Raw genomic sequence first — 13401 nt, forward strand, 5'->3', positions numbered from 1 at the left:
ACCGTCACCGCCCGGCTGCCGCACGCGGCGCGGTCAGCGCTCGGCCGCGAAGGCCGCCAGCCAGGCCAGCGGGGCGTTCCAGTTGATCGTCACCTCGTTGGTGGAGTACGAGCCGATGTCGTCGATGTAGCAGGCCGCGGGGGAGCACCCGGCGAGGTGCTCCTGCGCCACCGGGTCCTGCAGACCGCTGTTGGGGCCGCCCGCGAGGGAACCGGCCGGCGGGTTCGGCAGCGAGGCGTCGTACTGGTGCGCCCAGAACCGGTGGTGCTGGTTGCGGGCGTACGTGTCGCCGTAGCCGGTGACGTACGACAGGTCCAGGGTGTTGCGGCCCAGCAGGTAGTCCATCGTCTCCAGCACGCCTGCCCGGTACCGCTGTCGACCGGTGAGCGCGTAGGCGGTGGCCATCACGATCGCGTTGTCGGTGACCTGGCTGTTGGAACCCCACACATAACCGTTCGCGGGGATGGGCACCGCGTAGCCCTGCCCGGCCATCGTGGTGAGGTACCCGTCGGCCGCGGCCGTCACCGAGGCCCGTACGCGCCTGATGTCGGAGGCGGGCAGTTTGTTCGGCGCGGTCGCCAGGGTCAGCCGGCCGAGCGCCGCGGTGTCGGCCCAGTTGAAGCCGGTCGGCGGGAGCGCCCCGGCGGAGGTGTGCCAGGGCGACGAGGTGACCGCGTCCCGGTAGGCGCGCTCCCCGGTCGCCGCGTACAACTCGGCCGCCGCCCAGTAGAAGTCGTCGGTGACCTGCGTGTCGTCGTAGGGCCCGCCGCCCGTGCTGTCCGTGCCGGGCGCGTACAGCGCGGGGTTGGCCTTCGCCGCGGTCCACGCCGTGCGGGCCACGCTCAGGCACCGCCGCGCGTACGCGGCGTCGTACGGCCTGAAGACACGGGCGCACTGGGCCGCCGTCGCGGCGAGGTTGAGGGTGGCCGCGGTGGACGGGCGGTGCAGCTCGCGCGGCTGGGCGTCCAGGTCGGGCCGGGTCGGGATGCCCGTCCAGGCCGCGTCATGGATCTTGTGGAAGGCCATGCCCGCGTAGGGCCTGCCCGCGGGTACCTGCATCCGCATCAGGAAGTCGAGTTCCCAGCGGGCCTCGTCCAGGACGTCGGGCACGCCGTTGCCGCGCTCGGGGATCCGCAGGGTCGAGTCGCCGAGCGCGGACGCGGCGCCGGCCCGCCGGGCCCGTGCGAAGGAGTCGACGAGCAGCCAGACGGAGATCCCGCCGTTGACGACGTACTTGCCGTGGTCGCCCGCGTCGTACCAGCCACCCCGTACGTCCTGCGTGTAGTCGCACACGCCCGCCTGGCACGGCACGTCGGTGTCGCCCTGGTTCGGGGCGGCCCCGAGGTGTCCGGCGGGCCGTGCGTAGGCGGGACCCACCAGCGAGGCCTCGATCGGGGTGCCGCTGCGCTGGTGGTAGAAGAAGGCCATCGCGTCGGAGCGCAGACCGTCGTAGAGGTCCGCGCGGATGTCGAAGGGCGCGCTGCTCCGCCCGTCGGCCACCAGGACGTACCCGGGGCCCGTCCCGCGGTAGGCGGAGAAGTCCACCAGGTGGGTGGCGTCGCCCGAGGCGGCGTCCGTGCCGTGGACGACGGTCCGGCCGGCAGCGGCCACGGCGCCCGAGGCGTCGAGCAACTGCCAGGCCAGCGGCTCGGTGGCCGCGGAGACCACGGTGGCGCGCTTGGGGCCGTCCGGCAGGTAGCCCGCCTGGTTGACGCGCACGGGCGAGGCCGCCGCGGAACCATCCGACGGGGCGGCCGACGGGGCGCCGCCGGGCAGAGCGGTGGAGGGGCCGGTGAGGTTCCCCGGCTCGGTCGAGGAGGACTGCGCCCCGGCCGCGCCGGGCGCGAGCGCCAGTCCGCCCGTCAGTAGCGCGGCTGTCAGCAGCACGGCCGTCGCGCGTCCTGGGGTCTTCCGTGGGGTGCGGCGTTCACCGCGGCGTCGGCGGTGCGCGGGCGGGAACGTGAGCATGGAGCGCCTCCCGGTGCCTGGAACGGAGTCCATGAATGCCGGCTGATGGGGTCGGCAGGATGCTGGGAGCGCTCCCAAAACGGAGCATTGCATGACCATGTCATAGCGTCAATGCTCAGCGCACGACCTCACCCGTACGAGCTCTCCCGGTGTGGATGTCACGTCCCGAACACGCGCAGCGAGAGCCACAGGGCCGCCACGGCCGGGATCAGCGTGGCGGGCACAGTGATCAGGCCGAGCCGGGTGAACTCGCCGAGATCGACCTCGTGGTCGTGCTGATGGACGATCCGCCGCCACAGCAGGGTCGCCAGCGAACCGGCGTACGTGAGGTTCGGGCCGATGTTCACGCCGAGCAGCACGGCGAGGATCGGTCCGGGTCCGGCCACCGCGGCCAGGGGCAGCAGGACCAGGACCGCCGGGAGGTTGTTGATGAGGTTCGCCAGCACGGCCGCGAGGACGGCGATGCCGAGCAGCGCGGGCAGGCTCGCCGAGTCGGGGACGAGGTGGCCGAGCGCGTCCGAGAGGCCGTTGTCGACCACGGCGCGCACCACGATGCCCAGGGCCAGGACGAAGGCGAGGAAGGGCAGCGAGGCGGCCCGTGCGACGGCGAGCGGGGTGGTGCGACGGCGGAGCAGCGCCCGGCAGGCCAGGACGAGGGCTCCCGCGAAGGCGGCCCAGGCCGGTTCGACACCGAGCGCGGACGCCACGACGAAGCCCACCAGGGTGCAGGCGACCGTGGCCAGCGCGAACACAGGCACGTCGACGGGCTCGGGCCCGGCGGCTCCGGCCGGTCCCGGCGAGCCCTCCGCCGGGACGTCGCCGGGACGGTCCACGAGGTCGTCGGCGAAGAAGCGCCGGAAGACCAGGTACTCGGCGGCGACCGCGACGGCCCACGCGGGACCCATCAGCAGGGCGAACCGGGTGAAGCTCAGACCGCTGGCCGTGAACGCCAGCAGGTTGGTGAGGTTGGAGACGGGCAGCAGCAGCGACGCCGTGTTCGACAGGTGGGCGCACGCGTACACATGGGGTTTGGGGCGGGCGCCGAGCCGGGCCACGGTGGCGAACACCACCGGGGTCAGCAGGACCACCGTGGCGTCCAGGCTCAGCACGGCCGTGATGACCGAGGCGAGAAGGAAGTCGGCGGCCAGCAGACGCTGCGGCCGCCCCTTCGACGTACGGGCCAGCCAGGCGCCGCAGGCCCGGAAGAGACCCTCGTCGTCGCAGAGCTTGGCGAGCACCAGCACCGCGGCGAGGAAGCCGACGACCGGGCCGAGCAACTCGGCCTCGGCCCGCGCGTGGTCGAGGGAGAGGGCGCCGGTGGCCAGGACCAGGCCGGCGGCCGGGACGGCCACGGTGGCCTCCGGCAGGCCGAACGGCCGGATCACGGCACCGGCCAGTACCGCCACGAGCAGCACGGCGGAAAGAGCGGTCATGAGTGTGGAGCTCAGGGGTCGTCCTTCGGGGAGCGGGAACTGAAACAGGCGCGGGGCGCCCGTGTTCTCGTATGCCCGGCTCCGTACGAACAGTGTGCAACACGGCGGAATGCTCACCGCCGCCGCATTCGCGGCCCGGCGCTCACGGACGTCAGTTCTCGGCGAACGTCAGTTCCGCCCAGATCGTCTTGCCCTCGGTGGTGTGGCGGCTGCCCCAGCGCTGGGTGAGCTGCGCGACCAGGAGCAGACCGCGGCCGCCCTCGTCGAACGTCTTGGCGCGGCGCAGATGCGGCGCGGTGTGGCTGGAGTCCGACACCTCGACGATCAACGTGGCCGCGCCCTGGATGAGCCGCAGCCGGATCGGGCGTTCGCCGTACCGGATGGCGTTGGTGACGAGTTCGCTGACCACCAGCTCGGTCGTGAACGCCGCCTCGCTCACGTCCCAGACGTCCAGCTGCTGGACGACCTGCTTGCGGATCGGACCGACGAGAGCGGGGTCGGCGGGGATGTCCCAGGTCGCGACCTGGGAGGTCGGCAGGCCCTTCGTGCGGGCGAGCAGCAGGGCCACGTCGTCCGGGGCGCCCGCGGGCGGCAGCAGCGACTGGAGGATGTCGTGGCACGTCTCGTCGAGGGAACCCGAGGTCCGGGCCAGCGCCCGGCACAGCAGGGCGCGGCTCTCGTCGAGGTCACGGTCGCGGCTGTCGGTGAGGCCGTCGGTGTAGAGGGCGAGCACGGTCCCCTCGGTGAGCCTCAGCTCCGTCGACTCGAACGGCAGCCCGCCCAGGCCGAGCGGCGGCCCCGGCGGTACGTCGATCTCCTCGGGCGGGCCGCCGGGCCGGAGCATCACCGGCGGCGGATGGCCCGCGCTGGCGAGCGTGCAGCGCCGGGTGACCGGGTCGTAGACGGCGTACAGGCACGTGGCGCCGAGCTCGCCGGTCGTCTCCTCGCCGCCCGCCTCGCCGGAGAGCCGGACCACCAGGTCGTCGAGGTGGGTCAGCAGTTCGTCCGGTGCCAGGTCGATGTCGGCGAGCGTCCGTACGGCGGTCCGCAGCCGGCCCATGGTGGCCGACGCCTGCACCCCGTGGCCCACGACGTCGCCGACGACCATGGCGACCCGCATCCCCGACAGCGGGATCACGTCGAACCAGTCGCCGCCGACCCCGGCCCGCGCCGCGGGAAGATAGCGCGAGGCCGCCTCCACGGCGGCCGTGTGCGGCAGCGTCCGGGGCAGCAGGCTGCGCTGCAGGGCGATCGCGGTCTCCCGCTCGAGGGAGAACCGGCGGGCGTTGTCGATGCAGACGGCCGCCCTGGCCGTGACCTCCTCGGCCAGCAGCACGTCGTCGGCGGTGAACGGACCGCGCCGGCCGAACCGGGTGAAGACGGCGACCCCCAGGATCGCGCCGCGGGCCCGGACGGGCACGGACATCGTCGAGTGGATGCCGTGCCGCCGTACGCGGTCGGCGCGCTGCGGGTCCCAGGCGAGCCACCCGGAGAGCGTGGTCCCGGGGTCCGCGGCCGCGATGGGCCGGCCGGCCACCAGGGAGTCGGCCTGCGGTGAGCCGGCGGGATAGACGTCGAGCTGGCCCAGCTTGACGACGGACTCCGGATCGCCGGGGTTCACCGACCGCTGGGCGGCGCGGCGCAGACTGACGGGGGCGAGGACCGGCCCGGTGTGCGGCTCGCCACCGCGGTCCGGGGGATCCATGAGATCGACGCTGACGAAGTCGGCGAGCGCGGGGACGCAGACATCGACCAGCTCCTGCGCCGTTCGGGTGACGTCGAGGGTGGTGCCGATCCGGACGCTCGCCTCGTTGACGAGTTGCAGGCGCTCTTGGGCGAGGTGCTGCTCGGTGAGGTCGTGGGCGGACAGACAGACGCCGCGCACCCGGCCCTCGGCGTCGGTCAGCGGCGCCATCCGGGCCAGCCAGACCCGGGAGCGGTCGTCGGGGACGCCGTCCAGACACGTCTCCACGTCCGCGCGCCGCCCGGTCCGCAGCACCTGGAGCAGGTGCCTTTCGAGCTCCTCGTTCCGCGGTCCGCCGCCGATCTCCGGGATCCGCAGCCCGCGGATGTGTTCCTCCGGGAGCCCCATGGACTGCGCCATCACCGCGTTGACCCTGCGCAGCCGCAGCCGCTCGTCGAAGATCGCTGTGGCGCAGGGCGACTGGTCCAGGAACGCGGCGGCGCGGGACGCGTCCTGCGCCGACGGGGCGTCGCTCTCCAGCGGGGTCACGACGAGCCAGCCGCCGTCGTCGAGTTCGGGCCGCCGCCGGTGCGCGAGCAGCCAGACCCGAAGGGTGCGGCCGTCCCGGTGGCGCAGTGCGACCGTGCCGTTCCAGGGGTGCCCGGCCGACGGGGGCCGGGGCACCTCGGCGCCCGGTGCCAGCAGGTCCGCGGCGGGTCTGCCCACGGCGTCGGCCGACGCGTGGCCGAGCAGCCGCCGGGCACCCTCGCTCCACTCGACGACGACGCCGTCACCGTCGATGACGGCCCGCGCCGTGGAGGTCTTGTCGAACGGGTAGTCCGGGCTGTCGCCCGGTGTCTCGCTGTGGCTCCTCACATCGCCGCCACTCCATTGGGCACACTCACGGTGAACAGGTGCGTCACGCGAGGTCCAGGGTAGTGCGTCGGGCCCCTGCGCACACCGCGCACCGATTCCCGCCCCGGCCACGGTCCGCCCTGCCGGGCCCGTCCGCCACCCCGGGATCCAGGCCGATGTGCCGGGAGGGACGGAGCCTGCGCACCGGAGCCCCGACGGGCGTGTGCGCCGCGCTGTCAGAATCTGTTCGTCCACGCGCAGTTGTGAGCGGGCGCCGCGCGCCTGCCGGGCGTCATCCGTGGGGAGCCCGGGGGAGCCTGGGGCAGTCCGGTGGTGTTCCGCGGATCAGCCGTCCGGAGGTCCCGCCTCGCCTGCCTGACGCCCGCCGTCGTGCCGGGCCGCCCGGTACTCCTCGGGTGTCGGCTTCGCCACCTGGGCACCGGCGCCGTACAGCGTGCGGGAGAGCCGGGTCCGCAGGCCCGGTGCCCGCCCGCCGGGGCCCGGCACACCGTTCGCGTCCTGGGCCGGGCCTGGGTCCAGCGGGCGGGGCTGCTCGTGCCGGGTGAGGGTGTGCAGTTCGGCGGGGGAGAGGGGCCGGTGCGACGCGACGTACGCGCCGTGCGGGAGCCGCTTGACGACGCCGGTCTCGCGGCCGTGCAGCACCAGTTCGCGGTCCCGGAGCTGGAGGCCGAGACAGACGCGCCGGGTCACGGCGAAGACCACCACCGGCACGACGAACAGCCCGATCCGCACGGCCCAGGTGACCGTGTTGATCGACAGATGGAAGCGGGTGGCCACGATGTCGTTGCCGCCGCCCGCGAGCAGGATCAGATAGACGCTGATCCACGCCGTGCCGAGGGAGGTACGGACCGGCCGGTCGCGCGGACGGTCCAGGAGGTGGTGCTCGCGCCTGTCGCCGGTGACCCAGGACTCGACGAACGGATACACGCCGATGAGGACCAGCAGGAGCGGGAAGACGAGGATCGGGATCAGCACGCCGAGGACCAGGGTGTGCCCGGCCACGTCGATCTCCCACCCCGGCATGATCCGTACCAGCCCCTCCGCGAAGCCCAGGTACCAGTCCGGCTGGGCCCCGGTGGACACCTGGTCGGCGCGGTAGGGGCCGTACGACCAGACCGGGTTGATCGACGCGACCGCCGAGACGGCCGCGATCACCCCGAACACCAGGAAGAAGAAGCCGCCCGCCTTGGCCAGGTAGACCGGCATGAACGGCGCGCCCACGACGTTCCGTTCGGTCTTGCCGGGGCCGGGGAACTGGGTGTGCTTGTGGTACACGACGAGGATGACGTGCGCGACCACCAGAGCCGCCATGATCCCGGGGATCACCAGGATGTGCAGCGAGTAGAAGCGCGCGACGACGTCGTGCCCGGGGAACTCGCCGCCGAACAGGAAGAACGACAGATACGTTCCGACGACCGGCACCGACAGGATCGCGCCGTCCACGAACCGCATGCCGGTGCCGGACAGCAGATCGTCCGGCAGCGAGTAGCCGAAGAGCCCCTCGAACAGGCCGAGGAGCAGCAGTGTCCAGCCGAACAGCCAGTTGACCTCACGGGGCTTGCGGAACGAGCCCGTGAAGAAGTGCCGCATCATGTGCATGAGCATCCCGGCGATGAAGATCAGCGCCGCCCAGTGGTGGATCTGCCGGATCAGCAGACCGCCCCGCACGTCGAAGCTGATGTCCAGCGTGGACGCGTACGCCTCCGACATCCGCACGCCGTTCAGCGGGACGTAACCGCCGTGGTACGTCACCTCGTTCATCGACGGGTGGAAGAACAGCGTCAGATAGACCCCGGTCAGGATCAGGACGACGAAGCTGTAGAGGCAGATCTCCCCGAGCAGGAACGACCAGTGGTCCGGGAAGACCTTGCGCAGGTACTTCCTGCCGAGGCTGTGGGTGCCGAGGCGGCCGTCGAACCAGTCGGCGACCCGTTGGCCACCGGACGCCGCCGCGCCGGGCCGTCCGGTGGTGTCCATGGGCCGCTCGGTGGTGCTCACGCGTCCGCCTCCCTCTCCGAACGGCGCACATGGGCGAGCTTGTCGGGGTTGGCGACGACGTAGACGCCGGACACCCGGTCGCCCTCCGGGGTGAGGTCCATGACGATGACCGCGTACGGGGACCCGTCCGTGAACAGCACCGCGGCGTCGTCGCCGTTGACGCGCCGGTAGCGGAGGTCCAGCTGCGGCCCGGCGCCCCGCGAGCCGCCGGCGGTGAGCAGACGGATGGCCTTGTCCCGGCCGTGCACCGGCCGCAGCCCCGCCCGCTGCTGCTTGCCCCCGCCGTCGGCCCACACCGTCACGTCCGGCGCGAGGATTTCCAGCAGCGCGCCGATGTCCCCGCCGAGCGTCGCCTCGACGAACCGCTCGGTCGCCTCCCTGCGCACCCGTGGATGTGCCTCGAACCGCGGGCGCCGGGCGTGCACGTGACGGCGGGCGCGGTGCGCGAGCTGGCGTACCGCCGCGGGCTTGCGGTCGATGATGTCCGCGATCTCGGTGTGGGCGTACCCGAACACCTCGCCCAGCACGAACACCGCCCGCTCCAGCGGGGTCAGCGACTCCAGGACGACGAGCATCGCCAGGGAGACGGACTCCGTGCGCAGCGTCCGCTCCACGGCGTCCGCCGGTGCCTGTTCGTGCTCCTCGGTCACCAGCGGCTCGGGCAGCCACGGTCCGACATACGTCTCACGACGGCGGCTGACCGCCGCCCGGCGGGTCAGGGCGTGGTTCATCGCCGCCCGCACCAGGTAGGCGCGGGGGTTCTCGATGTGCCGGTCCGGCGACCGCCTGCGGGCGGCGGACCAGGACAGCCAGGTCTCCTGCAGTACGTCCTCGGTGTCGGCGACAGCGCCGAGCATGTTGTAGACGATCGCGAACAGCAGCTCGCGGTGATCCATGAACAACCGGGTCGCCGTGGTCACTACCTCGTCGGTCTCCGGTGCCGGACTCTCGGACATGCCTCTGCCTCCCGTGGCGCGCTCACCACTGCGAGGGGCCGGGCGGCCCGAGATGTGACAGGCCGCGCGAGAATGTGACGCAGGTCTCCTCGCGGCCGCCGACCGGCTCCGTGCCCGGCAGATCTGAGCGCGCGTTCGCGTGGCGGGGGCGGCGTCGAATACCAGGACGAAAGCGGGGGCCCTCGCGAAGAGTTGGCCGAGATGGGCACTGACTTTCCTTCAATGCGCGGATGCCACGGAAGTGGCCCATGCGCCTTGTTGGGGGTGAGTGTGGTGTGCAAGGGTGAACTCCCCCGCACATGGCCAATGGTCAGGTCTGATTCGGCGTTCGGGATTTCATCGTGCCGCCGGACCCAAAAGGTCCGCGGCCGGCGGACTCCGAGTGGTCGAAGTCCCGACCGCTTTCCGTGCGCCAAGCCCAAAAGGTACGCACCAACCAGGAGCTTCTTTTTTCGGCGGTCAGAACTCCTGTGTGCCACCTTGTGCCTTGGAAGGAATCCGCTCAGTGCACACCCCTCACCCGCCCCGTCCGCCATATCCGCCTGGCTCCGGGGCCGCTCCCGGAGAATCCGACGAGAGCCTCGCGGCACTCCTCAGGACCCAGCCGGAGGGCGAACTCACCCACGTGGTCGCGCTGTTGCTCGCGCGGCACTGGCAGCCGGCCCACGACTACGCGGTCATCTGCCTCGCCTCCTCGGCGAACGTCGCCTCCATGGTCACCACGGCCGCCTTCCAGCAGGTGCTGGAACGCCTCCGGCGCGCCGGGTCCGCCGTCGCCCTGCGCCCCCAGCTCCTGGTGGCCGTCCGGGACATCGTCAAGGCGTGGTCCGCGCAGGACCGGATATCCGAGGTGCTGCCCGATGTCCGGAAACCGGCCGGCGGTCGCGGTATGCGCGTCACGAAGTCCATGACACCGGAAAACCGCAAGCTCGCGGAACGTTCCTTCCAGGCGCTTCCCGGACTCGACCAGTGCGTGCTCTGGCACACCGAGGTCGAGGCGGAGCACATATCCGTACCAGCCGGTCTGCTGGGTATGGACGCCGACACCGCGGCGCTGGCCCTCGAACAGGCCCGCGAGAAATTCCGTGAGGGTTGTGTACGGGCTCATCGTGAACTCGCGCCGAACAAGGATTGCCGTCACTACAACCGACTCCTGGATGTTCCGATCCGGCGCGGCGGTGCCTTGCTCCCCGATGTTCAGCAGCATCTCCTGACGTGCCGTTTCTGCCGTTATGCGGCTGAACAGCTGAGTCATTTCGAGGGCGGTCTCGGCGGTCTGCTCGCCGAAGGCGTGCTCGGCTGGGGCGGCCGCCGCTATCTCGAATCGCGGCCGAGCCGGGGCCACTCGGGAGTCCGCGCGGCCCGTCACCCCGGCAGACGCACGGGCGCCGGGATCCGTCCCCGGCTGCTGCCCCCGTTCGCCCGCTCCGCCGGGCAGGGGCGGCACTCCTCCCGGGGCCCGCGGTACCCGAAGGCGGTCGTCACCGGAGCCGGCCTGGTCTCGGTGGCCCTGATCGCGGCCGTCCTGGTCGCCGGTCTGTGGTCGCAGGACGGGGACGGCGCCGACCCCTCCGCCACCGCCGGGGCGTCCGGCAGCCTCGCGCCCGGCGGGCAGGCGCCGCCCGCCAGATCGTCGGCCCCGCCCGACTCGGCGGGACTGCCGACCGGGCCCGTACGGACCCGGCTGCGCAACCTCGACGCCGACCTCTGCCTCGACATCAAGGGCGGCACGGCCGAGGTCGGCGCCGGCACCGAGCTGGACACCTGCTCGGCGGCCGGCACCCAGAAGTGGTCGTACGAGCGGGACGGGCTGCTGCGCAGCGCCGCCGAACCCGGGCTGTGTCTGGACTCCCATGTGGACGCCGGTGTGGTCGTCCTGGGCCGCTGCGTCGGCGCGTCCGCCGAGCGGGGCGACGACGTGCGCTACGACCTCACCGTGCAGGGCGAGTTGCTGCCCCGGTGGCAGGCGGGGCTCGCCGTCGCCCCCGCCTCGAACGAGACGGAGGCGGACGTGGTGGTGAGGATCCGCGACCGGGGCGACGCACAGCGCTGGCTCACCGACACCACCGAGGCGACCCCGGGATCGCTGTCGATAGCGGGCCGGGACGCACGGTTCGCCGACCCGGCGGCGGCCGGGACGCGTGCCGACGGTGCTCCGGGGACGACCGCTACGGACACCGGCCCACCCCGTGCCCGGCCGCGCACCGGCCGGCTCCCCGTCGAGCAGGGGCCCGTGTCGCGGGCGGAGCCGGAGCTCACCGGCGGCCCGGGGCTGTGACCGTACCGGCTACGACACCACGTCCCGGGGTGCCTCGTCCGCCAGGAACCCGGTCACGTTCTGGACGGCCGCCAGTCCGATCCGCACCAGGGTCTCCCGGGTGACGCCGCCCACGTGCGGGGAGAGCACCACGTTCGGGGCCCGGAGCAACCGCAGGGCCGGTGTGGGCGGTTCGGGGTCGAAGACGTCGATGCCCGCACCGGCCAGGGCGCCCGACTCGAGCGCGTCCGCGAGGGCGTCCTGGTCGATCAGGGCGCCCCGCGCGGTGTTGACGACGAACGCGGTCGGCTTGAGCAGCGCGAGCCGGTCGGCGTCGAGAAGATGCCGGGTCGCGTCGGTGAGCGGCGCGTGCAGCGTCACGTAGTCGGAGACCCGCAGCAGTTCGTCCAGCTCCACCCGGCGGGCGCCGCCGAGGCGGGCCTCCGTCTCGGCGCCGACGGAGCGCCGTCCGGCGTACAGGACGGTCATGTCGAACGCGACCGCGCGCCGGGCGACCTCCTGGCCGATGTGACCGAGCCCGACGACCCCCAGGGTCTTGCCGGACAGTTCGGTGATCGACCCCTGGAGCCGCGGCAGCGCCCAGTCGGCCTCGACGAGCGCGGTGTGCGCCGGGATCAGCCGCTTGGCCAGGGCGAGCATCAGGGCGAAGGTCTGCTCGGCGACGTTCTGCTTCTCCGCGCCGCTGGAGCCGATGTTGCACACGGTGACGTTCCGGGCGCGGGCCACGTCGACGTCGACGTAGTCGAAGCCGTGACTGGCGCACTGGACCAGCTCCAACTGCTCGGCGGCAGCGAGGTGTTCGGCGCTCACGGGGGCGAGCCCGGTGATGACGACATGGGCCTCGCGCAGCGCGACGGGGTCCTCGTCGGCCGACTCCACGACGGTGACGCGGGCATGGGCGGGGAACAGCGTGGCGAGCGCCGCCCCGGTCGAACGGCCGCCCACGTGGGGCGAGATGACGGCCAGCACATTGCGTGCGGTGGTGCCGGCGCCGGTGGCGACGGTGGGTGACTCGGCGTTCACGGGGTCTCCTCCTCCAGGTCGTCCGCTGCGAGATCCGCCGGTCCCGCGTGCCCCGACAGGGCGAGGGTCAGGTCGAGTTCGGCGAGCAGGCAGCGGATGACGTGCTCGACGCCGGCCTGGCCGTCCAGGCCGAGCCCGTAGGCGTACGGACGTCCGACGAGCACGGCCTCGGCGCCCAGCGCGAGCGCCTTGAAGATGTCGTCGCCGGTGCGGATCCCGCTGTCGAAGAGGACGGTCAGCCGGTCCCCGGCGGCTTCGACCACCCGGGGCAGCGCGTCGATCGCGGCGACGGCGCCGGCCACCTGACGGCCGCCGTGGTTGGAGACCACCACGCCGTCCATCCCCGCGGTCACCGCCCGCCGCGCGTCGTCCGGGTGGAGGATGCCCTTCAGGACGATCGGGCCGTCCCAGTTCTCCCGCAGGAACTCCAGGTCGGGCCAGGTCTTGCCGGGGTCCGCGAACATCCCGACGAAGTGCAGGACCGCCGCGTTGGGGTCCTCGTGCATCGGCTTGGCCAGGCCCGCCTGGAACGCCGGGTCGGAGAAGTAGTTGGCGGTGCCCACACCGTGCAGGAACGGCAGGTACGCCTGGTCCAGGTCGCGGGGCCGCCAGGCCAGCAGGGGCGTGTCCAGCGTGACGAACAGCGCGGTGAACCCGGACGCCTTCGCCCGGTCCAGGAAGCTCCGCGTGACCTCACGGTCCTTGGCCCAGTACAGCTGGAACCAGCGCTCGCCGTCGCCCATCGCCTCCGCGACCTGCTCCATCGGCGTACTGGACGCCGACGACAGGATGTACGGCACGCCCTGCGCGGCGGCCGCGCGGGCCGCCGCCGGCTCGGCGTCCGGGTGCATGATCGACAGGACGCCGACCGGTGCGAGGGCGAGGGGCGCGGGCAGCGGGCGGCCCAGCACCTCGACGGACAGGTCGCGCTCGTGGACGTCCCGCAGCATCCGCGGCACGATCCGGCGGCGGTCGAGCCCGGCCCGGTTCGCGCGCGCCGTGCTGCCGTTGCCCGCGCTGCCCGCCACGTAGCCCACCGGACCGGGCCCCAGCCGCTGTTCGGTCAGTTCCTCCAGCCGGGTCAGATCGGTGGGCAGCCGGGGCACGGTGCCCGTCATCCCGTTCAGATAGATCTCGTACTGGAAGTCCGCCCAGTGCTTCGTCATCCGTACCTTCTGCCTCTCG

The 13401-nt window shown here is 72.8% G+C and carries 8 protein-coding genes; 1 reads left to right on the plus strand and 7 read right to left on the minus strand.

The window, feature by feature from the left end; genetic code table 11:
- Positions 1-33 precede the first annotated feature (33 nt).
- The 5 genes from ACLVWQ_RS04005 to sigJ all read right to left on the minus strand — a co-directional run bounded on the left by ACLVWQ_RS04005 (position 34) and on the right by sigJ (position 8915).
- The gene (locus tag ACLVWQ_RS04005) at positions 34-1968 is read right to left on the minus strand and encodes a glycoside hydrolase family 9 protein (RefSeq protein WP_414106736.1); all 1935 of its coding nucleotides are present in this window, start codon (positions 1966-1968) and stop codon (positions 34-36) included.
- A gap of 158 nt (positions 1969-2126) precedes the next feature.
- Positions 2127-3401 (minus strand): arsenic transporter, encoded by a 1275-nt coding sequence (locus ACLVWQ_RS04010; RefSeq protein ID WP_414106737.1) that lies wholly within the window; start codon positions 3399-3401, stop codon positions 2127-2129.
- Between the two features lie 151 nt (positions 3402-3552).
- Positions 3553-5961 carry a SpoIIE family protein phosphatase gene (locus ACLVWQ_RS04015; protein ID WP_414106738.1) on the minus strand — a complete coding sequence of 803 codons (2409 nt, stop codon included), beginning with the start codon at positions 5959-5961 and terminating at the stop codon, positions 3553-3555.
- 324 nt (positions 5962-6285) lie between these two features.
- Complete coding sequence (locus ACLVWQ_RS04020) at positions 6286-7938, minus strand: cytochrome b (RefSeq protein ID WP_414107385.1); 1653 nt, start codon at positions 7936-7938, stop codon at positions 6286-6288.
- A 17-nt stretch (positions 7939-7955) separates the two neighbouring features.
- Entirely contained in the window at positions 7956-8915 is a 960-nt protein-coding gene (gene sigJ / locus ACLVWQ_RS04025; protein WP_414106739.1) for an RNA polymerase sigma factor SigJ, read from the minus strand.
- A 505-nt stretch (positions 8916-9420) separates the two neighbouring features.
- Between sigJ and ACLVWQ_RS04030 the strand changes: the two genes are divergently transcribed.
- Positions 9421-11193 (plus strand): RICIN domain-containing protein, encoded by a 1773-nt coding sequence (locus ACLVWQ_RS04030; protein ID WP_414106740.1) that lies wholly within the window; start codon positions 9421-9423, stop codon positions 11191-11193.
- Between the two features lie 9 nt (positions 11194-11202).
- Here the strand turns inward: ACLVWQ_RS04030 and ACLVWQ_RS04035 are convergent, their stop codons facing one another.
- Together ACLVWQ_RS04035 and ACLVWQ_RS04040 are read right to left on the minus strand one after the other, a co-directional pair.
- A complete protein-coding gene (locus ACLVWQ_RS04035; protein WP_414106741.1) occupies positions 11203-12216 on the minus strand; it encodes a 2-hydroxyacid dehydrogenase in 1014 nt (337 codons plus the stop codon).
- Positions 12213-13382 (minus strand): lactate 2-monooxygenase, encoded by a 1170-nt coding sequence (locus ACLVWQ_RS04040; RefSeq protein ID WP_414106742.1) that lies wholly within the window; start codon positions 13380-13382, stop codon positions 12213-12215. The genes ACLVWQ_RS04035 and ACLVWQ_RS04040 overlap by 4 nt, the downstream gene beginning before the upstream one ends.
- Positions 13383-13401: the final 19 nt, after the last annotated feature.

This window comes from Streptomyces sp. CWNU-52B, assembly GCF_047444975.1.
Lineage (GTDB): Bacteria > Actinomycetota > Actinomycetes > Streptomycetales > Streptomycetaceae > Streptomyces.

Coding starts and splice junctions, on each gene's coding strand:
- ACLVWQ_RS04010 (WP_414106737.1), bottom strand. CDS start 3,401: ATGACCGCTCTTTCCGCCGTGCTGCTCGTGGCGGTACTGGCCGGTGCC.
- ACLVWQ_RS04005 (WP_414106736.1), bottom strand. CDS start 1,968: ATGCTCACGTTCCCGCCCGCGCACCGCCGACGCCGCGGTGAACGCCGC.
- ACLVWQ_RS04020 (WP_414107385.1), bottom strand. CDS start 7,938: ATGGACACCACCGGACGGCCCGGCGCGGCGGCGTCCGGTGGCCAACGG.
- ACLVWQ_RS04040 (WP_414106742.1), bottom strand. CDS start 13,382: ATGACGAAGCACTGGGCGGACTTCCAGTACGAGATCTATCTGAACGGG.
- sigJ (WP_414106739.1), bottom strand. CDS start 8,915: ATGTCCGAGAGTCCGGCACCGGAGACCGACGAGGTAGTGACCACGGCG.